This is a genomic window from Streptomyces sp. NPDC046985 (assembly GCF_040644415.1).
Lineage (GTDB): Bacteria > Actinomycetota > Actinomycetes > Streptomycetales > Streptomycetaceae > Streptomyces.
In genome coordinates, this window is record NZ_JBEYWK010000011.1 from 118,875 (window position 1) to 145,322 (window position 26,448).

4 protein-coding genes are annotated in these 26,448 nt (G+C 75.6%); 1 reads left to right on the top strand and 3 read right to left on the bottom strand.

The window, feature by feature from the left end; all coding sequences use genetic code 11:
* Positions 1–12: 12 nt before the first annotated feature.
* The 3 genes from ABZ861_RS16465 to ABZ861_RS16475 form a co-directional block, all read right to left on the bottom strand.
* A complete protein-coding gene (locus tag ABZ861_RS16465; protein WP_361630208.1) occupies positions 13–18,705 on the bottom strand; it encodes a non-ribosomal peptide synthase/polyketide synthase in 18,693 nt (6,230 codons plus the stop codon).
* 403 nt (positions 18,706–19,108) lie between these two features.
* Positions 19,109–20,464, bottom strand: a complete 1,356-nt coding sequence (locus tag ABZ861_RS16470; protein WP_361630211.1) for a serine hydrolase domain-containing protein — start codon at positions 20,462–20,464, stop codon at positions 19,109–19,111.
* A gap of 106 nt (positions 20,465–20,570) precedes the next feature.
* Complete coding sequence (locus ABZ861_RS16475) at positions 20,571–21,779, bottom strand: cytochrome P450 (protein ID WP_361630214.1); 1,209 nt, start codon at positions 21,777–21,779, stop codon at positions 20,571–20,573.
* Positions 21,780–23,773: 1,994 nt separating this feature from the next.
* Here ABZ861_RS16475 and ABZ861_RS16480 point away from each other — a divergent pair.
* On the top strand, positions 23,774–26,448 hold a 2,675-nt coding region (locus ABZ861_RS16480), incomplete at its 3' end, for an N-acetylmuramoyl-L-alanine amidase (RefSeq protein WP_361630217.1).

Consider the following 26,448-nt stretch of genomic DNA (forward strand, 5'->3'; position numbering starts at 1 on the left):
ATCGTCGGATCCTCACCGTTCGTCGTGGTCGGGGCCGCCGTGAGCGGCGTCTTCGAGTTCGCTGAGCACCTGCTCCTCCACCAGTTCCGCCAGGGCGGCGACGGTGCGGGAGACCAGGACGTCGCGCGGGGTGAGGGCGACCCCGAACACGTCGTTGGCGCGGGAGGCGATGAGCAGGGCGCGCATCGAGTCGCCGCCGAGCAGGAAGTAGTCGTCCTCGGCGCCCACGGCCGTCTGGAGGGCGTCCTCCCAGACGGCCGCGAGCGCCTCCTCGGTCGGGGTGCGGGGCGCCACGTGCGCGGCCCGGTCCTCGGCCTCGGCCGGGGCGGGCACGGGCAGCGCCGCCCGGTCGGTCTTGCCGTTCTCGGTCAGCGGGAACCGGTCGAGGACGGCGAACGCCGTGGGGATCATGTAGCCGGGCAGCGAGCGGGCGGCGAGGGCCCGCAGTTCGGCGCCGACGGGCGGCTCGGCGCCGGGGGCGGTGAGCAGGTGGGCGACCAGCCGGGGCAGGCCCGGTTCGTCCTCCCGCACGCTCACCACGGCGTCCAGCACCGCCGGGTGGCGCACCAGGGCGGCCTCGACCTCGCCCGCCTCGATGCGGTGGCCGCGCAGCTTGAGCTGGTGGTCGGTGCGGCCGAGGTAGTACAGCTCGCCCTGCGCGTCGCGGCGCACCAGGTCGCCGGTGCGGTACATGCGGGCGCCGGGCGGTCCGAAGGGGTCGGCGGTGAAGCGGGCCGCGGTCAGGCCGGGACGGCCGAGGTAGCCGCGGGCCAGGGCGGGTCCGCTCAGCCACAGTTCGCCGGGCGCCCCGTCGGCGACCGGGCGCAGCCGGGCGTCCAGGACGTAGGCGCGGCCGGCGGGCAGCGGGCGGCCGATGGGCGGGGCGGCGCCGTCCGGCGCGAGCGGCGCGGACCAGGTGGCGACCACGGTGGCCTCGGTGGGCCCGTAGGAGTTGACCATGCGGTGGTGCGGGGCCCAGCGGGCGACCAGCTCCGCGCCGCACGCGTCGGCGCCGACGATCAGCGTCTTCAGGTCCGGCAGGGCGCCGGGCGTGTCGGGCGGCAGGGTGGCGAGCGCGGCCGGCGGAAGCAGGGTGTGAGTGACGCGCTCGGCACGCAGCACCTCGGCCAGGTGGGCCCCGAGCAGCGGGCCGGGCTCGGGGACGACCAGGCGGGCGCCGTGCGGCAGCGAAGCGCACAGCTCCAGCACGGAGGCGTCGAAGCTGGGCGTGGCGAAGGCCAGCACCCGGTCGCCCGCGGTCACTTGGTAGTGGGCGGCCTCGGCGGCGGCGAAGGCGGCGATGCCGCGGTGGGTGACGACGACGCCCTTGGGGGTTCCGGTGGATCCGGAGGTGTAGATGACGTACGCCGGGTCGTCGAGGTCGAGCGGGCGGGCGCGGTCGGCGTCGGCGGGCCGGTGGCCGGGCACGTCGTCCGCCGGGTCGGCCAGCAGCGCGGCCACCTCCTTGGCGTCCAGGGTGAGGGCCGGGGCGGCGTCGCGCAGCATGAGCGCGATCCGCTCCTCCGGGTAGGCGGGGTCGACGGGCAGGAACGCGGCGCCCGCCTTCGCCACGGCCAGTTGGGCCAGAACCATGTCGACGGAGCGCGGCAGCAGCAGCGCGACGACGTCGCCGGGGGCCACGCCCCGGGCGAGGACGCGGTGGGCGAGCCGGTTGGCGTGCGCCTCAGTCTGCGCGAAGGTCAGCTCCAGGTCGGGGCCGGTGAGCGCCGGCGCGTCCGGCCAGCGGTCCACGGCGGCCTCGACCAGCGCGGGCAGGACGGCCGCGGGTGGGGGGGCGAGGTCCGGCCGGGCCGGGCCGTGCAGCAGCCGGGTCCGCTCCTCGGGCGGCAGCACGTCCACGTCGTCGAGGCGGGCGCCGCCGTCCGCGGCGGCCAGTGCGTGCAGGGTGTGCAGGAGCTGTCCGGCCAGGGACCGCGCGGTGGCCTCGTCGAAGCAGCGGGGGTCGTAGCCGAGTTCGACGGCGAGCCGGTCGCCGGGCGAGACGACCACGGTGAGCGGGTAGTTGGTGGCCTCGCGGGCGTCCAGATCGCGCAGGGTCAGGCCGTGGGCGCCGGCGGTGGCGTCGCCCACCGGGTAGTTCTCGAACACCACCAGGCTGTCGAACATCGCCGTTCCGGGCGGCAGTCCGGTCAGGCCGTGCAGTTCGCCCAGCGGCACGTGGTCGTAGCGGCGGTCCTCGGCGCGCGCCTCCTGGAGGGCGCGCAGCCACGCGTCGCAGCGGGCCGTGCCGTCCACGCGGGCGCGGGCGGGCAGGGTGGTGATGAACAGGCCGGTGACGGTGTCGGCGCCGGGCAGGTCGGAGGGGCGCCCCGAGACGGTCGTGCCGAAGCACACCTCGCTCTCGCCGCTCCAGCGGGCCAGCAGCAGCGCCCAGGCGCCCTGCACGAGGGTGTTGAGGGTGAGCCGGCGCCGGCGGGCGAACTCCTGGAGCGCCGAGGTCTCCTCGGCGCCGAGGCGCTGCGACAGCCAGGTGCCGGAGCGGGCCGTGGTCCCCGGGGCGGGCCTGCGGTCGTAGGGCAGCGGGGTCGGGGCGGCCAGGTCCGCGAGGGCGCCCTGCCAGTGCTGCCGGGCCCGGTCGGCGTCGCGGGCGGCGAGCCAGGCGGCGTAGTCCGCGAAGGGCCGGCGCTCGGGCAGCCGGGGCTGTTCCCCGCGGGCGAGGGCGGCGTGCGCGGCCAGGACGTCTCCCAGGACGTGGAAGACGCTCCAGCCGTCCAGCAGGACGTGGTGGAAGGTCCACACCACGCGCACCGCGTCCGGGCCGAGCCGGACCAGGTGCAGGCGCAGCAGCGGCGGGCGGTCCAGGGCGAGGCCCCGGGCCCGCTCGGTCTCCAGCAGCTTCTCCAGCTCCCGCTCGCGCCGGTCCTCGGGCAGGGCGCTCCAGTCGTGCTCGGCGACCGGCAGGGCGGCGCGGCGGTGCACGACCTGGAGCGGTACGGGCACGTCGTGCAGGGCCACGGAGGTGCGCAGCACCGGGGTGCGGTCGACGACGTGCTGCCAGGCGGCGGCGAGCAGTCCGAGGTCGCGGGCGCCGTCCACCACGAAGGTGATCTGCTCCACGTAGAGGCCGTGCCGGGCCTCGTCCATGCCGTGCACGACCATGCCGGTCTGGGTGGGCGTGAGCGGGTAGACGTCCGCCACGTCGCGTCCGTCCCCGGCGATGCGGTCGACGGCGGCCTGGTCGAGGGGGGCCAGCGGGAAGTCGGACGGGGTGCGGCCTCCGGCGCCGGGCTCGGCGCAGTGCCGCACCAGGGCGCGCAGTTCGTCCGCCAGGTCGGCGGCGAGCCGCTCGACGGTCTCGCGCCGGTGCGCCTCGCGGGAGTAGGACCAGGCGAACTCCAGCCTGCCGCCGCTCACCCGGCCCAGCACGTCCAGCAGGTGGGGGCGGGCGGCCGTGCGGTCCATGCCGCCGGTGAGGCCGCCGTGCGGGGCGTGCAGCAGGCCGCCGGGGGCGGTGTGCCAGTCCTGCTGGCCCAGGTAGTTGAAGCCGATCTGCGGCAGCTCCGGCAGCCGCCGTCCGGCCGTGGGGTGCAGGAACCGCAGCGCGCCGTAGCCGAGTCCGCCGCCGGGGACGGCCCGTAGGTTCTCCTTGACGGCCTTGAGCGCGGCGCCGGGTCCGGCGTCCCGTGCCACGTCGAGGGTGACCGGGTACATGGCGGTGAACCAGCCGGCGGTGCGGGCGAGGTCGGCGTCCTCGAACAGGTCCTCGCGGCCGTGGCCCTCCAGGGCGACGGTCACCCGGTCCCGTCCGGTCCAGCGGGCCAGCACCCGGCCGAGTGCGCACAGGAGGACGTCGTTGACCCGTGTGCGGTAGACGTCCGGGACGTCCTGGAGCAGCCGCCGGGTGTCCTCGGCGTCCAGGGACGCCGTCACCGTCTCCTCCTCGGCGGCCGTGTTGGCGCCGCCGGGCAGGTCGACGGGGAGCGGGTCGCCGCGCTGGCCGCTCCAGTGGACGAGTTCGCCGTCGAAGCCGCCGGAGGCGGTGTGCGCGGCGAGCCGCTGCGCCCAGGCGCGGAAGGAGGTGGTCTTGGCGCCGAGGTCGGGGCGTTCGCTCTCGCTCAGGGCGCGGTAGGCGGTGTCCAGGTCCTCCAGGAGCAGCCGCCAGGACACCGCGTCGACGACCAGGTGGTGTGCGGCGAGCAGCAGCACCGGCCGGTCGCCGCCGCGGCACAGCGCGGCCCGCAGCAGCGGCCCGGCGGCCAGGTCGAAGCCGGAGGCCAGGGTCTCGGCCAGGTCGGGGCCGGCCGGCCGGTCGTGGACCTCCAGGTGCGGGGCGGCGCCGGGTGCGGTCCCGTGCTGCCGCCAGGTCCCGTCGGCGGCCCGCTCGAAGCGCATCCGCAGCGCGTCGTGGTGCTCCAGGACGAGGGCCAGCGCGGCCCGGAGCAGCGTCTCGTCGGCGTCCGCCGCGAGTTCGTAGGAGACGGCCTGGCTGAAGTGGGCGCGGTCGCCGTCGAGGGTGTCGAGCAGCCAGTGCTGCACGGGGGTCAGCGGGGCTTCGCCGACCACGGGTCCCTGTTCGGCGGCGGTCGCGGCGGCGGGCACGTTCCCGGCGGCCGCGGCGAGTTCGGCGAGGGTCTGGTGGGCGAACAGGTGCCGGGGGGTCAGGGCGAGTCCGGCGCGCCGGGCGGCGGAGACGATCTGGATGCCGAGGATGGAGTCGCCGCCCAGCGCGAAGTAGTTGTCGTCGAGCCCGACTTCGGGCACGCCGAGCACGTCGCGCCAGATGGCGGCCAGCGTCCGTTCCGTCTCGGTGCCGGGCTGCCGGGTCGCTCCGGCGGCGGGGGCGCTCCACTCGGGGTCGGGCAGCGCCCGCCGGTCGAGCTTGCCGGTGGCGCCGAGCGGAAGCCGCTCCAGCGGCACGACCAGGGCGGGCACCAGGTGGTCGGGGAGGCTGCTGCCGAGGAAGGCGCGCAGTTCGGCCGCGTCGGGGAGGCCGGACGCGCGGGGCACCGCGTAGCCGATCAGGCGGCGGTGGCCGTCGTGTTCGACCACCCGGGCCGCCGCGGCGGCCACCGCGGGGTGCCGGGCCAGCGCCGCCTCCACCTCGCCGAGTTCGATGCGGAAGCCGCGCACCTTGACCTGGTCGTCGCCGCGGCCGAGGTAGACCAGGTCGCCGTCCGCCGTCCAGCGCACCCGGTCGCCGGTGCGGTACATGCGGCCGCCGGGCGCCGCGAAGGGGTCGGGCAGGAAGCGGGACGCGGTCAGTCCGGGGCGGCGCAGGTAGCCGCGGGCGACGCCGGTCCCGGCGAGGTACAGCTCGCCGGGCGCGCCGACGGGCGTGGGGCGCATCCGGTCGTCCAGCACGTAGGCGCGGGCGCCGCCGAGCGGGCGGCCGATCGGCGGGTCGCGGTCGGGGTCGGCCGGGTCGCAGGTGAAGGCGGTGGCGTACACGGTGGCCTCGGTGGGGCCGTAGATGTTGCGCACCTCGCAGCCGGGGATCGCCGCGCGGACCTGGCGGACGGTCCGGGCGGGCAGGCCCTCGCCCGCCAGCACCACGGTGTGCGCGCCGACCCGCACGGCGTCCTCGGCCAGCAGCCTGCCGAGTGCGGAGGGCACCGCGCTGAGCAGTCCGGCCTGCCACGGGCCGGGCCGTTCGGCCAGGGCGAGGAGGTCGCGCACGATCTCGACGCGGCCGCCGGACAGCAGCGGCGAGAAGATCTCGAAGACCGACACGTCGAAGTTGAGCGAGGTGGACGCCACCACGTGCTCCAGGCCCCGGCCGGCGAACTCGGCCGCCGCCCAGTCGGTCAGGGCCAGCACCGAGCCGTGCGCGACCACGACGCCCTTGGGGCGGCCGGTGGAGCCCGAGGTGTGGATGACGTACGCGGGGCTGTCCGGCAGCAGGGCCGTGCGCCGGTCGGCGTCGTCGACCGGGGCCGCGGACGCGGCGGCCAGCCGCTCGGCGCACCCGGGGTCGTCCAGCAGAACGCGGGTGTAAGGGCCGTCCGGCAGGCGCCCGGCGCTCTCGGAGACAGTGACGACGGCGTCGGGCCGTACGTCCTCGAAGAGGAACGCGATGCGTTCGGCCGGGTAGCCCGGGTCCACCGGCAGATAGGCGGCGCCGCTCTTAAGGACGGCGAGCAGGGCCGTGATCAGGTCGGCGGTGCGGGGCAGGGCGAGGGCGACGAAGCGCTCGGGACCGGCGCCGGCCGCGATGAGCAGCCGGGCCAGCCGGTTGGAGCGCTCGTCCAGCTCGCGGTAGCTGAGCAGCGCGTCGCCGTACTGGACGGCCGGGGCGTCGGGAGTGCGCTGCGCCTGGCGGCGGAACGCGTCGGGCAGGGTGCCGCGCGGCGTCTGGACCGCCGGCCCGCCGAACCGGTCGAGCAGGTCGCGGCCGCGGGCGGGGTCGGTGAGCGGCAGTTCGGCCAGGGTGCGTTCGGGGGCGGTGGCCATCTCGGTCAGCAGCGTGCGCAGGCTCTCGCCGAGCCGTTCGACCGTGGGCGCGTCGAAGGCGGCCGGGTCGTAGTCGAGGTTCACGGCGAGCGCGTCCCCGGGGGCGACGACCACGCTGAGCGGGTAGTTCGTCGGCTCCAGGTCGCGTTCCTGCTCCATGCCCAGGCCGCGGCGGCCCAGCGCGCCTTCGTCGAAGGGGTAGTTCTCGAAGACGACGATGGAGTGGAAGAGGGCGCCGCCGCCGGGCGCGTCGCTCTGCGCCTGCAACTGGGCCAGCGAGACGAAGTCGTGGCGCCGGGCCTCGGACTGGGCGGCCTGGAGGTCGCGCAGCCAGTCGAGCAGCGGGCGGCGGCCGTCGACGCGGGCCCGGGTGGGCAGGGTGTTGATGAACAGGCCCACCATCGCGGTGACGCCGGGCAGTTCGGCGGGCCGTCCGGAGACGGTGGTGCCGAACACGACGTCGTCGCCGCCGCCGTAGCGGGACAACAGCAGCGCCCACGCCCCCTGGAGGACGGTGTTGACGGTGAGGCCGGCCCGCTGGGCGGTCTCCCGCAGCCGTGCCGAGATCTCACCGTCCAGCGTGACCCGTACCGTGCCGGACGAGGAGCTGCGGTGGCTGTCGGCGGGCCGCCGGTCCCAGGGCAGCTCGGTCGGGGCGCCGAACCCGGCGAGGCAGGTGCGCCAGTACCGCTCGGCCTGGCCGGTGTCCTGTTCCGCGAGCCACTGCAAGTAGTCCGCGAACGGGCGGCGCGCGGGCGCCTCCGGCGCGCGTCCGGCGGTCAGGGCGGCGTACCGCTCGCACACCTCGTCGAAGACCTGGGCCGCGCTCCAGCCGTCCAGCAGGATGTGGTGGAACGTCCACACCATGCGGACCCGCTCTTCCGTCAGCCGGATGAGCATCAGCCGCATCAGCGGCGCCGCACCGAGGTCGATGCCGGCGTCCCGGTCCTCGGCGAGCAGCCGCTCCAGGTCCGCCGCGCACTCGTCTTCCGGCCGTCCGGTCCAGTCGTGGCAGACGACGGGCACGGTGGCCCGGTGCAGCACGACCTGGAGGGGTTCGGCGCTCTCCTGCCACGCCAGGCGGCTGCGCAGCACGGGGTTGGCGTCGGCGGCGCCCTGCCACGCCTCAGCGAGCAGGCGCGGGTCGGTGACGCCGGTCAGCACCAGTTGCACCTGGTTGACGTAGGTGCGGCCGTCGGGGTCGAGCAGGCTGTGGAAGAGCATGCCGGCCTGCATGGGCGTCAGCGGGTGGACGTCTGCGACGGCCCGGCCGTCGCCGGCCACCCGGTCGACGGCGGCCTGGTCCAGACGGGCCAGCGGGAAGTCGGAGGGGGTCCTGCCGCCCGCGCCGGGGCGGGCGCAGTGGGCGAGGACGTCCTCCAGGGCGCGCAGCATGCCCTCGGCGAGGCCGGCGACGGTGGCCTCGCGGTGCCGGGCGCGGCTGTAGTGCCAGGTGATCTCCAGGCGGTCGTCCTCGACGCGCGCGATCACGTCGAGCAGGTGCTCCCGTTCGGCGTCGGGCGCGTCGGCGCCGCCGAGGCCGCCGGGCACGCCGCGGATCAGGGCGCCGCCGCCCTCCGACCAGTCGAACCGGCCGAGGTAGTTGAAGCTGACGCCGGGCGCCGGCGCGGCGGCGAGCCGGGCGTCGCGGGCGAGGCGCCGCAGCGCGCCGTGCCCGATGCCCCGGTCGGGGACCGCCCGCAACTGCTCCTTGACCGCCTTCAGCGCGGTCCCCCAGTCCCCCGCCGGGACGCTGAGGGCGACCGGGAAGAGCGTGGTGAACCAGCCCACGGTGCGGGACAGGTCGACGTCCTCGAACATCTGGTCCTCGCGGCCGTGGCCCTCCAGGGCGACGGCGACGGTGTCGCGGCCGGTCCAGTCGGCGAGCACCCGGCCCAGCGCGGTGAGCAGGACGTCGTCGATGCGGGTGCGGTAGACGCCGGGGACCCTGCGCAGCAGGTCGCCGGTGCGTGCGCGGTCCAGCCGGACGGTGACCGAGCGGACGTCGGCCATGGTGTTGCCGCTCCGTCCGGCCGCCGCGTGCTCCCCGGCCGCCGCGTGCTCCCCGGCCGCCGTGTGCTCGGCGGACCCGGCTGCCTCGGCGTCTTCCGGAAGCGGCTCGGCGCAGTGCCGGGCCGTCTCCTCCCAGTGGGCGCGCTGGTCGGCGAAGCCGCCGGCGTTCGTGTGCTCCGTCAGGCGGCGCGCCCACTCCCGGACCGAGGTGGTGCGCTCGGGCAGCCCGGCCGGCTGTCCGGCCGCGGCCCGCTGGTAGGCGGTCTCCAGGTCCTCCAGCAGGATGCGCCAGGAGACGCCGTCGACCACCAGGTGGTGGACGGCGAGGAACAGCCGGGCGGGCCGGGCGCCGTCCCGGGGGAACAGGCGCGCGGTGAGCAGCGGGCCGCTGTCCAGCCGGAAGGAGGCGTGCGCGTCCGCGGTGAGACGGGCCTCGGTCTCCGCGGCCGCCGCCGGGTCGAGGCCGTCGAGCGGGCACACCTGGAGGAGTTCGGGCACGGGGGCGTCGGCCGGTGCGACGTCCTGGCGCCAGGACCCGTCGTCCGCGACGGTGAACCGGGAGCGCAGGGCGTCGTGGTGCGTCCACAGGGCGGCGAGGGCGCGGCGCAGGGCGCCGGGGTCGGTGTCCGGCGCGCACTCCACCGTGACGGACTGGTCGAAGCGGCCGGGCTGTCGCGGGCCGGGGTCGAGGAACCAGTGCTGGATCGGGGTGAGGGCGACCTCGCCCTGCACCGGCTCGGTTCCGGCGACGGCCCCGGCGGCGCCGGTGGCGGCGGCCAGGGCGGCCACCGTGGGGCGCCGGAACAGGTCGCGGGGGGTGAGCGCCAGGCCCGCGGCGCGGGCCCGGGAGACGACCTGGATGCTGAGGATGGAGTCGCCGCCCAGCATGAAGAAGTTGTCGTCGACGCCGACCCGGTCCACGCCGAGCAGGTCGGCCCAGACGCCGGCGAGGATCTGCTCGGCGTCGGTGCGCGGGGCGCGGTAGGCGCTGTCGGCGCCCGCCGACCAGTCGGGCTCGGGCAGACGGCGCCGGTCCACCTTCCCGTTGGCGGTCAGCGGCAGTTCGGGGACGGCGACGAACGCGGCGGGCAGCATGTAGTCGGGCAGATCCTCGGCCAGGTGTTCGCGCAGCTCGGTCGCGGACGGCAGCGCCGCGGCGGCCGGGACGAGGTGGGCGGCCAGCCGCTTGCGTCCGTCGGCGGCGTACAGCGACACGACGGCCTCGGCGACGCCGGGGTGCGCGGTGAGACGGGCCTCGATCTCGGCGGGTTCGACGCGGAAGCCGCGGATCTTGATCTGGTCGTCCGCACGGCCCACGAAGCGCAGTTCGCCGTCCGCGCTCCAGCGCACGATGTCGCCGGTGCGGTACATCCGCTCTCCGGGCGGCCCGAACGGGTCGGCGAGGTAGCGGGCGGCGGTGGCCCCGGGGCGTCCCGCGTAGCCGCGGGCCAGTCCGGCGCCCGCGACGTACAGCTCGCCGGGGATGCCGGGCGGCTGGGGGTGGAGGGCACCGTCCAGGACGTAGGCGCGGGTGTTGTCCAGCGGACGGCCGATGGGCAGCACGGCGGGCAGCGGGTCGCCGGAGCGGAAGGGGCGCCGGGTGGCGAAGGTGGTGGTCTCGGTCGGGCCGTAGCCGTCGACGACGGTCAGGCCGGGGCAGGCGTCCAGGACGCGGCGGACGGCCGCGCCGGGCACGGCCTCGCCGCCGGTCCACACCTCGTGGGCGCCGCTCAGGCAGGCGGGGTCCTCCTGGGCGAGCAGCCGGAACAGGCCCGCCGTCAGCCACAGGCAGCTCACGCCTTGCGCCGTGATGGCGTGCCGGACGGCGGCGGCGTCCAGGTCGCCGGGCGGGGCGAGGACGGCGGTCTTGCCGCGCAGCAGGGGCGCCCACACCTCGTAGGTGGAGGCGTCGAAGGCGTGCGGGGAGTGCACGAGGACCCGGTCGTGGTCGGCGAAGGCGCGGTCCAGGGCGAGTGCGGCGACGTCCCGCTGACGCACCGCGACGCCCTTGGGGACGCCGGTGGAGCCGGAGGTGAACATCAGGTACTGGACGCAGTCGGGGTGCGTCTCGCCGGAGCGGGCGCCGGAGCGGGGCGCGGCGGGGCTGTCCGCGTCGCCGTCGTCCAGGCGCAGGACGCCGTCGCCGGGCAGCAGGTCGCGGGCCTTCTCCTCCCACGCGGCGTCGGTGAGCAGCAGCTCGGCGCCGGACTCGGCGAGCATCCGGCGCAGCCGCTCGTGCGGCGCCCTGCCGTCCAGCGGCACGTACACCCCGCCGGTGCGCACGAGCGCCAACTGGGCGGCGATCAGCCGCGCCGAGCGGTCCATCAGCACGCCCACCGGGCGCTCCGCGCGCACCCCGAGGGCTGCCAGCCGGTCGGCGAGCGCGTCGGCTCGGGCGTCGAGTTCGCGGTAGGTGAGGCGCTCGTCCGGCGTCTCCAGGGCGATGGCGCCGGGGGTGCGCCGCACCTGCGCGGCGAACAGCTCCGCGACGGTGGCCTCGGGCAGGTCGGCGGCGGTGTCGTTCCAGGCGCGCAGCACCTGCTCGCGGCGGTCCGCCGTCAGCAGCGGCAGCCGGGCCGGCGCCCGCTCGGGGGCCGCGGCCATGCCTTCCAGCAGGACGGTGAGGCATTCGGCGAGCCGGTCGACCGTGGCGGCGTCGAACAGCTCCGGGTCGTAGCCGAGGCGCAGGGCCAGTTCGGCGCCCGGGTAGGCGACCAGGCTCAGGGGGTAGTTGGTGGTCTCGATGCCGTCGAGGCCGCTCAGGGAGAGGCCGTGGACGGCGGCGAGGTCGTCGTCGACGGGGTAGTTCTCGAAGACGACGATGCTGTCGAACAGGTTGGCCTGCTCGGGCAGTCCGGTGAACGTCCGCATGCGGTTCAGCGGGAGCTGGTCGAAGCGCCGGTCCTCGCTCTGGTCGCGCTGGAGGCGGCGCAGCCAGTCGGTCAGGGCGCCCTCGGCGGGCACCGCGACCCGGGTGGGCAGGGTGGTGATGAACAGGCCGGTCATCGACTCGGCGCCGGGCAGCTCGGCCGGCCTGCCGGACACCGTGGTGCCGAACACCACGTCGGAGCGTCCTGCCTGACGGCTCATCAGGACGGCCCAGGCGCCCTGGACGAGGGTGTTGAGGGTCAGCCCGGAGGTGCGGGCGAGTTCCTCCAGCTTCCGGGTCGTCGCCTCGGGCACGGTGACCCGCACGGCCCGCGTGGACTCCGCGCGGTGGGTCTCGCGCGGCTCGCGGTCGTAGGGCAGGGGCGTGGCCTCGGCCAGGTCGGCGAGCCGGTGACGCCAGTGCCGTTCGGCCTCGTCCCGGTCGCGTCCCTGGAGCCAGGCCACATAGTCCCGCCAGGGGCGGCGGTCGGGCACGGCGTGGCCGGGGTCCCGCCCGGACAGCGCGGTGTGGCCGGCGAAGACGTCGGAGAGCACCTGGAACAGGCTCCAGCCGTCCAGCAGCAGGTGGTGGAAGGACCACACCACGCGCACGGCGGTGTCGGAGACCCGGGCGAGCACCAGGCGCTGGAGCGGCCCGCGCGCCAGGTCGACGCCTGCCGCGCGGTCCTCGCGCAGCAGGGCGTCCAGCCGGCCCCGCGCCTCCTCCTCGGTCAGGCCGCGCCAGTCAAGGCCGGTGACCGGCACGGTCGCGTCCCGCCCGACCACCAGCAGCGGTTCGGGCACGTCCTGCCACACGACCCGGCCGCGCAGCACCGCGGTGCGCTCGGTGACCCGCTGCCAGGCGGCGGCCAGCACGTCCGGGTCGGGCACGCCGTCCAGGACGAAGGTCAACTGCTGGAAGTAGACGCCGCGGTCGTCCTGGGAGAGGCCGTGGAACAGCATGCCCGCCTGGGTCGGGGTGAGCGGCAGGACGTCCTCCACCGCGCCCGGGTCGTCCCCGGTGACGCGGTCCACGCACGCCTGGTCGAGCCGGGCCAGCGGGAAGTCGGACGGGGTGCGTCCGGCGGCGCCCGGCCGCGCGGCGTGCCGGGCGAGGTCCGCCAGGGCCTCGGCGTAGTCGTGTGCGAGGGCCTCGACGGTCGCCTCGCGGTACACCTGGTCGGAGTAGAACCAGGTGAACTCCAGTGCGTCGTCGTCGAGTCGGCCGACCACCTCCAGGGCGTGCGGGCGCTTCGCCCGCGGGTCGGCGTCCAGCTCCAGCGGCCGGAACACGCCCCGGTAGAGGCCGTCTTCGGGGCCGCCCGGGGTCATCCGCCCGAGGTAGTTGAAGCTGATCCGCGCCGCCGGGGCGGCCGGCCGCGCGTCCGGGCGGCCCAGGTAGCGCAGCGCGTCGTGGCCGATCCCGTGCCGGGGCACGGCGCGCACCTGCTCCTTGACCTGCTTGAGCACGGCGTCCCAGCCGGCCGGTGCGGGGACGGCGAGGGTGATCGGGTGCCGGGTGGTGAACCAGCCGAGGGTGCGGCTGAGGTCCAGGTCGGCGAAGAGTTCCTCGCGGCCGTGCCCCTCGACGTCCACGACCGCCTGTTCCTGTCCGCTCCAGGCGCACAGGGCCCGGCCGAGCGCGGCGAGCAGGACGTCGTTGGCCTGGGTGCGGTAGGTGTCGGGCAGGGTGCGCAGCAGCGCGGCGGTGTGCTCGGCGCTCAGCCGTACGGTGACGGCGCGGGCGGAGGCGTAGGTGTCGGCGCCGTCCAGGTCGGCGGGCAGCGGGGGGACAGCCGCGGGGACGGCCTGGGCCCAGTGGGCCCGCTCGTCGTCGAAGCCGCCGTCGGCGGCGTGCGCGGTCAGTCGTCGCGCCCACTGGCGCAGCGGCGAGGACTTCGCGGGCAGCGCCTGCGCGCCGTCGCCGCCGTCGCGGCGGGCGCGGTAGGCGGTCTCCAGGTCCTCCAGGAGCAGCCGCCAGGAGACGCCGTCGATCACCAGGTGGTGCACGGCGAGGTGCAGGACGCGGGGCAGGCCGGCCCCGCGGTCGTGCAGGACGGCCCGCAGCAGCGGCCCGCGGGCGAGGTCGAAGGGTCCGAAGTGCGGCGTGTCGGCGTCCGGGCCGGTGTGCCGGGCGAGGACGAGCCGGTCGGAGGCTTCGGCGATCTGCCAGCCGGGCCCGTCGCCCTGACCCGTCGCGAAACGGGAGCGCAGGGCGTCGTGGTGGGCGACCAGGTCGTTCAGCGCGGCTTCCAGCGCGGCCGGGTCGAGGTCGTCGGGCAGCAGCACGGACGTCGCCTGGGCGAAGTGGGCGGCCTGCTCGGCGTCCTCCTCGAACAGCCAGTGCTGGATGGGCGTCAGCGGCGCCGGGCCGGTCGGCGCCACCGGGGCGGGGGCCGCCGGGCGCGGGCCCGCGGCGGCGTCGGCGCAGCGGGCGAGGGCGGCGACCGTCTGGTGCTGGTAGACGTCGCGGGAGGTCACGGTCAGGCCCTCCTGCCGGGCCCGTGCCACCACCTGGATGCTGAGGATCGAGTCGCCGCCGAGTTCGAAGAAGTTGTCGTCCACGCCGACCCGGTCCACGCGCAGCACGTCCGCCCAGACGGCGGCGAGGGCCCGCTCGGTGGGCGTGCGGGGCGCGACGTGGCGCACCGCGTGCACGGCGGGGCCGGGCTGGGGCAGCCGGCCCCGGTCGAGCTTGCCGTTGGGGTTCAGGGGCAGTTCGGCCAGCACCAGCACCGTCGCGGGCACCATGTAGTCGGGCAGCGTGCGGCCGAGTTCCCGGCGCACCGCGTCCGGTTCCGCCCGCTCTCCCGGCGCGGGCACCACGTAGCCGGTCAGGCGCCGGTGGCCGTCCGTCTCGGTGACGGCCGCCGCCGCCTCGGCCACTCCTGAGCAGCGGCGCAGGGCCTCCTCCACCTCGCCCAGTTCGATGCGGAAACCGCGCACCTTGACCTGCTGGTCGATCCGGCCGACGTACTCCAGCTCCCCGTCGGCGCTCCAGCGCACCAGGTCCCCGGTGCGGTACATCCGCGCGCCGCGCTCGCCGAACGGGTCGGCGAGGAACCGGGCGGCGGTCAGTCCGGGGCGGCGCAGGTAGCCGCGCGCCAGGCCGCCGCCTCCGAGATACAGCTCACCCGTCACGCCCGGCGGCTGCGGGCGCAGCGCGCCGTCCAGGACGTAGGCGCGGGTACGGGCCACCGGGCGGCCGATGGGCGGCGCGGCGTCCGGCGCCCGGTCGCCGCAGAACCAGGCGGTGGCGTACACGGTGGCCTCGGTGGGGCCGTAGACGTTGGCGATCTCGCTGGACGGCATGGCCTCGCGCAGGTCGCCCAGCGTCTGCGCGGGCAGCGCCTCCCCGGCCAGCACGACCATGTCCGCGGCCACCTGGTCCGCTCCCCCGGCGGCCACCCGGGCCACCACGGACGGCACGCCGCTGACCAGTCCGGCCCGCCGCCGCTCGGTCGAGTCGGCGAGGGCGGCCAGGTCGGCGACCACGTCGACGCTGCCGCCGGCCAGCAGCGGGCACAGCAGCTCGAACACCGACACGTCGAAGTTGAGGGAGGTGGAGGCGGTCACCCGCCCCAGCCGACTCTCCCCGAACTGCTCGCGCGCCCAGGCGGCGAGCAAGGCGACGGTGCGGTGGGTGACCACGACGCCCTTGGGGCGGCCGGTGGAACCGGAGGTGTAGATGACGTACGCCGGGTGGTCGGGCAGCAGCGGCCGGATCCGGTCGGCGTCGGTCAGGTCGGGCCCGTCCGCCGCGGCCGCGTCCGCTGCCGGCGCGCCGTCCGCGGGGTCGGCGAAGGCGCCGCAGTCCTCGAGTATGAGGGGGTCGCAGTCCTCGGGCAGCGCGCCGGCCGTCTCCCGGGTGGCCACCACCAGGGCGGGCCGGGCGTCGGACAGCATGAAGCGGATGCGGTCGGCCGGGTAGCCGGGATCGACGGGGAGGTAGCCCGCGCCCGCCTTGAGCACCGCCCACAGCACGGCCGGCAGCTCGGCGGTGCGCGGCAGGCACAGCGCCACCAGCGTCTCCGGGCCCGCCCCGCGCGAGACGAGCAGCCGGGCCAGCCGACGGGCCCGCCGGTCGACGTCGGCGTAGGTGAGCCGTACGGGGCCGCAGGTCACGGCGGTGCGGTCCGGGGTGCGGGCGACCTGGGCGCCGAACAGCTCGGGCAGGGTGGTCCGCGCGTCCGCCGGGTCGGCGTCCGTCGGCGGGTTCCACGAGTCGACGAGGGTGCGCTGCTCCTCGTCGGAGAGCATGGGCAGCTCGGCCAGCTTCCGCCCTGGTCCCTCGGCCATGCCCTGGAGCAGGCGGTGCAGGTGACGGCTCATCCGGGCCACGGTCCGCGCGTCGAACAGGTCGGTGTTGAACTCGGCGGTCAGCACGCACCCGCCGTCCGCCTCCGGAGTGAACTCCAGCACCAGGTCGAAGCGGGCGGCGGGGCGGGGCAGCGGATGGTTCTCCAGCCGCAGGCCGCCCGCGTGCGGCGCCGGGGCGGTCGCGGTCTGCTGGACGACGAGGGCCTGCACCAGCGGGGTGCGGCTCGGGTCCCGGGGCGGCGCCAGCTCCTCGACCACCCGGTCGAAGGGCACCGCGTCGTGGGCGAAGGCGTCCAGCACCGTGGTGCGCATGTCCTGCACGAACCGGTCGACGGTGCGCCGCTCGTCCACGTCCGCGCGCAGCACCACGGTGTTGGCGAAGAAGCCCGCCGTCTCCTCCAGGTCCCGGCGGTCCCGCCCGTTGGTGATGGTGCCGAACGCGACGTCGTGCTGCCCGGAGTAGCGGGCGAAGAGGAGCGCGCAGGCCCCGGCTAGCAGGGTGAACACGGTCGTGCCGCGTCCGGTGGCGAGGGTGCGCAGCCGGTCCACCAGGGAGGGCGGGAGGCTGTGCCGGTGCGCCGCGCCGGAGGTGGTGCGCACCGCGGGCCGCGGCCGGTCCGTGGGCAGCTCCAGCGGCTGAAGGCCGGCCAGATGCCGTTTCCAGTAGCGCAGGTGCTCGGCGTCCTGCTCCGGGGTGCGCTGCCGCCGCTCCCAGACGGCGAAGTCCGGGTACTGGACGGCGGGCGCGGCGAGGCCGTCCGGCTCGCCGGTGGCCTCGGCGTGGTAGAGGGCGGCCAGTTCGCGGGTGAGGACGCCCACGGACCAGCCGTCGGTGACGATGTGGTGCTGGGCGAGCAGCAGCAGGCGGTCGTCGTCGGCGAGCCGGACGAGCAGCGCGCGGGTGAGCGGGCCGGAGGCCAGGTCGTAGGGGCGGCTCAGCTCCTCGGTCAGCAGCCGCTCGGCCGTCTCCTCGCGGCGCGCCTTCGGCACGTCGGCGAGGTCGGCCGTGCGCAGCGGCAGGTCGGGTGCGGCGGCGACGAGCTGGGCGCCCTGTCCGTCGATCGCGGTGAACGTGGTGCGCAGCGCGTCGTGCCGGGCGGCGAGGCGGTGCAGGGCCCGGCGCAGCGCGTCGGCGTCCAGCGTGCCGCGCAGGCGCAGCACGAGGCCGGTGTTGTACTCGGTGCTGCCGTCGGTGAGGTCGTCCAGGAACCACAGCCGCCGCTGGGCGCTGGACAGCGGAAGCGGGCCGGTGCGCGGGGCGGCGGGGATCGGCTCGGAGGGGGCGGCGGCGGACGGCTCGTCGAGGAGCGGGGCGAGGGCGGCGACGGTGCGCGCGGTGAAGACGTCCCGGACGGTGAGCCGGACGCCCAGGTCGTCGCGGATGCGCGACAGGGTGCGGGCGGCCAGGATCGAGTCGCCGCCCAGGTCGAAGAAGTCGTCCGTCGCGCCGACCGCGTCGGCGCCGAGGACGTCCGCCCAGATGCCGGCGAGCGCCTGCTCCTCCGGGGTGCGCGGGGCGATGCGGTCCTCCGCGGGCAGACGGGCGGGGGCGGGCAGCGCGCGGCGGTCGATCTTGTTCTGCGCGGTGAGCGGCAGCCGGTCCAGGACGACCACGGCGGCGGGCACCATGTGGGCGGGCAGCTCGCCGCCCAGGGCGGCACGCAGGGCCGCCGGTCCGGGGCGCCGGCCGGGGTCCGCGGGAGTGACGTATCCGACCAGGCGGCGCCGTCCCGGCTCGTCCTCGCGGACCACGACCACGGCCTCGCCGACGGTCGCGTCGCGGCGCAGGGCGGCCTCGATCTCCCCCGGTTCGACGCGGAAGCCGCGGATCTTCACCTGCCGGTCCAGCCGGCCGAGGTAGTCCAGTTCGCCGTCGGAGCGCAGCCGCACCCGGTCGCCGGTGCGGTACAGCCGGGCGCCGGGCGCCCCGAACGGGTCGGCGACGAAGCGGGCGGCGGTCAGCCCCGGCCGTCCCAGGTAGCCGCGGGCCACGGCGTCGCCGCCCACGTACAGCTCGCCGTCCGCGCCGGGCGGCACGGGCCGCATCGCGGCGTCGAGGACGTGCGCCCGGGTGTGCGGCAGCGCCGCTCCGATGGTGGGCGTGCCGTTCCCGGCGGAGAGCGGTCCGGTCCAGGTGGCGACGATGGTGGCCTCGGTGGGGCCATAGGAGTTGATCATGCGGCGGCCGGGCGCCCAGCGGTCGACGAGTCCGGCCGGGCACGCCTCGGCGCCCACGATCAGCGTCCGCAGACCGCGTGCGGCGCCCCGCGCGGGGTCGGGGAGCGTCGCCAGCGCGGCGGGCGGGATGAGGGCGTGGGTGATCTGGTGCTCGTCCAGCACGGCGGCGAGTTCGTCGCCCAGCCAGGGGCCCTGGGGCGGCACCACCAGCGTGGCGCCGGTCAGGACGGACACGAACAGCTCCAGCACGGAGGCGTCGAAGCTGGGCGAGGAGAACTGCAGGACCCGGTCGCCGGGTCCCACGGCGTACTGGTCGGCGGCCGCCGCGGTGAAGCCGCCGATGCCGCGGTGGGTGACGGTGACGCCCTTCGGGGTCCCGGTGGAGCCGGAGGTGTAGATGACATAGGCCGCCCGGTCGGGACCGGCCGCCCGCGCCGCGCCGTCCCGCGGGCGGTCGGGACCGTCGTCCGCGGTCTCCAGGGCGGCGCGGACCTCGGCCAGGTCGTCGAGGGTGACCGCGGGCGCGGCGTCGGCGAGCATCAGCGTCCGCCGCTCGGCGGGGTAGGCCGGGTCCACCGGCAGGAAGGCGGCGCCCGCCAGGGCAACGGCCAGCTCCGCGGCGATCAGTTCCATGGAGCGCGGCAGGACCAGCGCGACCACCCGGTCGGGACCGGCGCCCGCGCGCACCAGGCGCCTGGCCAACCGGTCGGCGCGGTCGGCCAGTTCGCGGTAGGTCCAGGTGCGCCGCCCGTCGGTCAGGGCGGGCGCGTCCGGGGTGCGGTCCGCCCAGGCCGTGAACAGCTCCTCCAGCGCCGGGTGCTCCTGCGAGGGGGCCGCGGCGCCCCGCGGCCGTGCCGCGTCGTCGGCGCGTGGCTGGGGGGACACCGGTACGGGCGTGTCGTGCAGGTCCGTCATGGGTCTAGTCCTTTGAAGAGCGGGAGTGCGGCGCGGGCGGCGGAGCGAGAGCGAGCGGGGACGGCCCGCCGCTCCCCCGGCCCGCCGGAGCGGTGCGGCGGGCGGGGGCGGCACGCCTGCGGAAGGCGCGGCGGAGCGGCGAGGGCGGGCGGCGGTGCTCATGGCGCCGAGCGGGCGGTCTGCCCGTGCTCGGGCCTAGGGCGCGCGGGAGTCCGGTGACGGTGCTACCGCGCGGCGGCGCTGCGCCGCCGGGTCAGGCGACGGCCCGACGGGAGGCGTCGGCGCGCAGCGGCCCCGGCGGCCGCCGGGTGGGCGGCGCCGGCGGCGCTGCGGGAGCGCCGCTCACGGGAGTCGGCGGCTCCGGGACACGGAAGGCCCGGAGCGGCCGGTCCGGCGCCGCGGCTCAGCCGTCGTCGGTGCGGCGCGCCGTGCGCCCGGACACCTGCACGCGGTCCACCGCGCCGGTGACGGGGTCGCGGTGGAAGCGCCCGCCGGGCTCCCGGCGGCCGGTGGCCGGATCCACCAGGTCGAAGGACAGGTCGGCGTAGCAGACCAGCGGCAGGGACAGGTCGCCGTCGATGGACAGCGCCGACGAGCCGTCCGCCGCGGGCTCGACGCGGTACGAGGCGCCGCCGTTGCGGTAGGCGCCGAGGCCCTCGGGAAGGGCGACCGGGCGGCCCCGGTCCCGCGCGGGAGCGACGCCGACGGGCGCCCGCACGTCCGCGATCCGGGCGAGTTCGTCGGCGAGGTCGCGCCAGAGCGCGGTGGCGCCCGAGGCGTTGCCGGTGAAGGCGACCACCACGCCGCTCTCCGGCTCGGCCCGCAGGTAGCAGGAGGTGCCCTGGGCGTTGCCGTCGTGGCCGCACCAGAGGCGGTCGTCCTGCCGGTACAGCGCGAGGCCGAGTCCCCAGCCGTCGGCCAGGACGCCGGGGCGGGCGGCGCTCACGCCGCGCCGCATCTCCTTGGAGACGGCGGGCGGCAGCACGCTGGAGCGGCCGATCAGGGCGTTGCCGAAGGCGCACAGGTCGGCGGCGCCGGCCAGCAGCGCGCCGGCCGGGGCCTCCAGCGGGGCGAGGTTCTGGCGGGCCGTGCGGATCTGCCCGGTGGCGGTGTTCACGGCGTGGCCGGAGGCCAGCGGGCGGTTCACGGTGGTGTCGCCGATGAACGCGGCCACGGTGCCCAGGGGTTCGAGGATGAGCACCCGGACCGCTTCGTGCCAGGGCATGCCGGTGATCGCCTCGACGAGCCGTCCGGCGGCGACGTATCCGGCGTTGGAGTAGGAGAAGTCGGCGCCGGGCGGGAACAGCGCGTCGTGGGCGGTGCAGACGGACGCCAGGTAGCGGGCGCCGCGGGTGGCCGACGCGGTGTCGGAGTCAGGTCCGGTGGGCAGCCCGCCGGTGTGGCTGAGCAGATGACGGACCGTCACCTGGGGCATGCCGCTCATCTCCGGGAGGTGCTCGGCGACGGGCTCGTCCAGGTCGAGGTCGCCGTCGTCGGCCAGCAGCGTCACCAGGGCGGCGGTGTAGGGCTTGGTGAGCGATCCGAGCGGCACGGCCGTGTCCGCGGTTAACGAGACGCCGGCGGCCGCGTCGGCTATGCCGGTGTGCAGGGCGAGGACCTCGGTACCGGTGTCCAGGGCCAACTGGGCCCCGGGGACGCGGTGGCGGCGGGCGAGGGCGTCGAGTCGGTCCTGTAGTTCCTCTCGGGGCAGAGTGGACGGCCAGGTGGCGACTGAAGCGGTGGGGACGGTGTACGGCATGAGAAAAGTACTCCCGTGGAGTGGGTCTCTCGCGTGCGGGTGGGGTCGTCCGGACGTGGCGAGCGGTGCCGTGGCCGGGTGCGACGCGAGCGGGCGGGTACTGCGGCTAGAACCTGCTGACTTCGACCGGCAGGTGGCGCACGCCGACGATGACGGCCGGGTTCTGGAAGACGATGTCGTCGTACGAGGGGATCGCCAGAGTGCGGAATCGTTCATTCAGCATGCGCAAGGCGATCCGGCCCTCCAGCCGGGCCAGCGGCGCGCCGAAGCAGAAGTGGATGCCGTGGCCGAACGTCAGGTGCGGGTTGGGCTGACGGGCCGCGTCGAACACGTCGGGGGACTCGAAGCGCGCCGGATCGCGGTTGGCGGCGCCCAGGTTGGCCATCAGCAGGGCGTCGGCGGGGAGTTCGCAGCCGCCGAGGACCACGGGCCGGCTGACGCGGCGGCCCAGTTCGGGGAAGGGCGGAAGCCAGCGCAGCACCTCCTCGATGGCGGTCGGCAGCAGGTCCGGGTCGGCGCGCAGCGCCGCCACGTCGCCGGGGCGCCGGTCGAAGGTCACGACGGCGTTGCCGAGCAGGGCGGTGGTGGTGATGTGCCCGGCGACCAGCAGCAGGGCCACGAACCCGACCATCTCCTGGTCCTCCAGGCGGACGCCGTCCACCTCGGCGGCGATGAGCCTGCTGGTCAGGTCGTCGCCAGGGTCGGCGCGGCGGGCGCGGATGTACTCCAGCATGTAGCCGTTCATCTCGCGGACCGTGGGGGCGATGGCCTCCAGCGCCCGCTCCAGATCGGCCATGTCGGGGGCCTCGCCGAGCTGGTCGCCGCCGAAGAGGATGCTCGCCCACTCCTGGAACTGCCGGTGCTCCTCGGCCGGGATGCCGAGCAGTTCGGCGATCACGATGATGGGCAGCGGGTAGGCCAGCGCGTCGACCAGGTCGAAGCGGTCCTGTTCCGCGACGGCGTCCAGCAGCCGGGCGCAGACGGCCTCGATGCGGGGCTGGAGGCCGTGCACCACGCGCGGGGTGAATGCCTGGCTGACGAGAGTGCGGAGCTTGCGGTGCTCCGGCGGGTCCATGCCGACGAAGTTGCCCTGGGTGAAGGTCTCGAAGTCGGCCTGCGTGGGGGCGAGGGAGGAGAGGTCGGAGGAATACGCGGCCGGATCGGCGAGCACCGTGGAGACCGTCTGGTGGTCCAGGACCTGCCAGACGCCCTGCGCCTCGTCGTACCGTACCGGTCCCTTTTCGCGCAGGGAGCGCCAGCGCTCTGGTAACGCCTCCAGCAGGAAGGCATCGCCCGTCAGTTGGTCAGTGGACACCGTTTCTCCTCGGTCGGCGGAATGCGGACGCGGCGCAGCGGCGCGCACGAACGGCGGGACATGTGAACATGCGGACAGCGGCACGCTGTACGGCGCGAACGCAGACGAACACGGATGCGCATGGAAGAACATGGACAAACATGGACGAACATCGATGAGCAGAGAAGGCGGGAAACGCAGACGCACACGGCGCACGCGCACGGCGGAAAGCAGCCGGAGCGCGGCGCGGATCCGGCGGCCGAGCGGAGGGAACGGGTCTGCGTCACCGACGGCGTGGCGTCCGAACCCCGCATGTAACCCGCGCAGCGCGACGGTGAAACCGTGCGGTCAGCCGCGAGACTGTGGCCGGGATTGGTCGTGACTGCTCAACAGATGCGGTGCGAGACGCCCGCGCGCCATCGCCGGCCCCGGCACGACCCCGGTACGGCAGACCAACCCCACATAGCAACCCCCCTAGGCGAGACCTCCGCGCGACAACCGCACGAGGCCCTGCCGAACATGCGAACGGACAGCAGAACCGTTGAGGTCCGCGATGTCGAAGCGGTGCGAGACTACGCCCTGACAACCCGGATTGCCCCTGGATTGGCACGATGCAGAACCCCGAACGCCTTCGTTTCAACGGAACTCGGCCACAGTCTTCACATTCCGTCACCTCAAAGCAACCCCCCGAAGTTGAACGGAGAGTGCCGTGAGGAGGTGTTTGCGTCACCCCCAGACGATGTCGGCGGGGTCGCACGACGGGCGTGAGACCCCTGCCGGATCGTTGCCAGCGCGGGTGCCCCGGCTCATTCACGGCAAACCGAATTAAGCCGAAGAGATCTCCGTGGCTGAGATTTTCGGCCGTAACACACCTGTGACGGCGAGAAGTTGCCGACGGCACGAATCGGCCGCGACCTGGCCGCTTATCGCCGTGAGACACGCACGCGTTTCAGCCAGACGGCCGAACACGAATCCACGGCCGAACGAACAGCACCGGGACGGCGCACGGGCCGTTCCGGCACCCCGCAGCCCTGGCCGCCGCAGGGCGCGGCTACGGCTGGAAACAGTCTCCCGGTCGCGCCCGGCAATTGCCTTCGGCTCAGCGTGGATTTCCGGCCAGTGAGGGCGAGGCCGGCCGACGGCGGACAGCGGGCCCGGAAAGCGGCCCTCCGCATCTGCGCACGCTGGCGAGCGCTCTCGCCCGTGCACCCCGATACGGCCCCGCTGCCAGCGGAGACGACGCTGACTGTTCCGGAATGAGCGGCCCCGGAAGCGGATGCCCGGCAGCCTTCTCGGACGGCAGGAGGCGCCGCCACCGCACCCCCTTGACCCGAAAGCCGAATGCTTTCGGCCGATCCCCGCGCCTCCCGCCCGGTCGGCCGTCCGCTCGTCTGCCTCCGGCGCTCGGCGCGCGAACCGGCGGATTCGACGGCGCGTCCGGCGCGAACGGCTCCCGCACCGGCGGAAGTCGGCCGTTCTCCCGGAACGGGACGGCGCCCAGGCGCGGCGGCCGCCGGGGCGGCGCGGCAAGAGGAGCAAGCGGCGGCGCAGGGGAGCGCGCCGGGAGCGCACCGACGGCAGCCGGTCCGCATCTCGCCCAGGCCCGGTAACCTCCCCCGCCCGGCGTAGGACATCCGCCGATAGAACTCCTCGCGGTCGACGCCCCGGGGCTCCCGGGGCTCCCCCGGCGCACCCGGCGCACCCGGCGCACCCGGCGCACCCGGCGCACCCGCGAGGAATGCGCTCAGAACGCGGGCCGGTTCCCGGCGTCGCCCGTCTGGCGGATCAGGACGACGCGCACGGTGCCTCGCCACGGCAGGGCGCGACGGCGCGCCCCGGCACGTCGGCACAGCTCAGCGCGTCGGCGCGGCGCGGCAGACGCGACCGCTCTCGGCGCGAGTCGTTGATCACTCCTGGTACCGTCACGATCTCATTCAACGCTCAACGGCTGAGGGCGACTTCCGCATGCCCTGCCGCGCGGCGATCTGAGTCAGCGGACATACAGAGGTGGGGACTTGACCACGGGGCATCGCAGGGACCGCAAGAAGAAGAGACTGTTCGTCTACGGTGCGGCCGCGGCAGTGGCCGCCGCCACGACGGCGGGCACGCTGGCCCTGGCGGCGCCCGGCCTCCTCGGCCCCGGCGACGCGCAGGCCGCCTCCGCTCCGGGCGCCCGGCTCCAGGGCGCCTTCGCGCAGGCCGCCCAGGAGTTCCACGTCCCGCAGAGCGTGCTCATGGCGGTCTCGTACCGGCAGACCCTGTGGGAGGACCACAACGGCCTGCCCAGCACCACCGGCGCCTACAACGTCATGGGGCTCACGGACGTCGACGCCCAGGACGTCGGCGACGGCCGCGCCGGGGACGCGGACGAGCGCGCGCGCCAGCTCGACCACATGAACCTCAGCGGCGACCCGGCCGTCGAGAAGCACTTCAACGCGCAAAAGGCGCTGCGGAGCCTGCACGAGAAGCCGGTCGACACGAGCGACCCGCGGCTGCACACCCTGGACAAGGCGGCCGATCTCATCGACGCCTCGCCGGACAGGGTGCAGAGCGACGCCGGGCAGAGCGTCCGGGCGGGCGCCGCGCTTCTGGCCCGGTACCAGAAGGACGCCACCGGCTCGCTGCCCACGGACCCGGGCGCCTGGTACCCGGCCGTGGCCCGCGCCAGCCAGGCGCCGGACCGCAAGGGCGCGGAGCTGTTCGCCCAGCGCGTGTTCGCGTCGGTCAGGACCGGCGAGCACCGGGTCACCACGGACGGCCAGACCCTCGACCTGCCGGCCGACCCGACGGTGCGGCCGAAGGCGTCGTCGGACCTGGAACTCGCCGCGGCCGCCACGGGCGTCACTCCGGCCCCCGACTGCCCGACCGGCCTGAACTGCGACTTCCGGCCCGCCGCGTACAAGCAGAACAGCCCCGACGACAACACCGACTGGGGGAACTACGGCGTCGCCAGCCGTCCGGCGACCGGGCACGAGATCCGCTACATCCTGCTGCACGACACCGAGGGCGACTACGACGGCGCGCTGGCGTCCTTCCAGGACTCCGACACGTACGCCAGCGCGCACTACCTGATCCGCGCCTCCGACGGTCTGGTCACCCAGATGGTGGAGAACAAGGACGAGGCGTGGCACGCCGGCAACAAGAGCATGAACATGCACTCGATCGGCATCGAGCACGAGGGCTACGCGATCAAGGACGGGAGCTGGTACACCGAGCCCCAGTACGAGTCCTCGGCCGCGCTGGTGAAGTACCTGGCGGGCGAGTACGGCATCCCGCTGGACCGTGAGCACATCATCGGCCACGACGAGGTGCCGGGCGTCCTGGACGCCAACGTCAAGTCCCAGCACTGGGATCCGGGCCCGTTCTGGGACTGGAACCACTACATGCAGCTTCTGGGCGCCCCGACCGGGGCCGGGGGCGCCGGCGGCCTCTACACGGCCGGCGAGCTGATCCGCGTCGTCCCGCCGTTCACCACGGCCAACCAGCCGAAGCTCACGAACAACGGCACGGCGGTCTCCCCGCGGCCCGCGAACTTCGTCTACCTGTACACCGCGCCGTCCACCGGCTCGGACACCCTCACCGACCCCTACCTCGGCGCCCAGAGCCCGACCGAGGGATACGACTGGGCGAACAAGGCCGTGGCCGGCGGCGTGTACGTGGTCGCCGAGGCGCGCGCGGACTGGACCGCCATCTGGTACGGCGGCAAGGAGGCGTGGTTCTACAACCCGGGCGGCCAGTTCGCCTCCGCCGTCAGCGCCCAGAGCGTGGTCACGCCCAAGGCGGGCGCCGACCCGGTCCCGGTGTACGGGCGCACCTACCCCGAGGACTCCGCCTACGACGGCACCGGGGTGCCGGTGCAGGCGTCCAACTCGGACTCGCTGACCAAGTACGGCATCCCCGCCGGGCAGAAGTACCCGGTGGCCGGGCCCGCCGTGACCGGCTCCTACTACTACAGCGGCGCCATCGACGGCTCCGGCACGGGCTCCCGCACGGTGGTCGTGGGCGGCGACTCCTTCACCCCGATCCGCTACAACCACCGCATCGCCTGGGTGCGCACCTCCGACGTCGACGTCGTCGGCAGCACCGCTCCCGACCGCGGCACGGATCGCTACGACCTCCTCGGCCGGGACGCCTCGGGCGTGCTGTGGCAGTTCCAGGGCACGGGCAGCACTGCCGCGCCGCTGCTGAGCCGCTACCGGATCGGCGCCGGCTGGAGCGCCTACGACACGGTGACGCCGCTGACGGCGCTGCGCGCGGACGGCGCCGGTGACATGGCGGCCCGCGACAAGACCGGCGTCCTCTGGTACTACCAGGGCTCCGGCAACCCGGCGGCGCCCTTCCTGCCGCGCACCAAGGTCGGCGCCGGCTGGAGCGTCTACGACAGCGTCGTCGGCGCCCGCGACCTGACCGGGGACGGCAAGGCGGACCTCGTGGCTCGCGACAAGACCGGCGTCCTCTGGCTCTACAAGGGCACCGGAAGCACCGCCGCGCCGTTCGCCCCACGCACCCAGATCGGCCGCGGCTGGCAGATCTACGACGCGCTGACCGCCACGGGCGACATCACCCGGGACGGCAAGGCGGACCTCGTGGCCCGCGACAAGACCGGCGTCCTCTGGCTCTACAAGGGCACCGGAAGCACCGCCGCGCCGTTCGCCCCACGCACCCAGATCGGCCGCGGCTGGCAGATCAC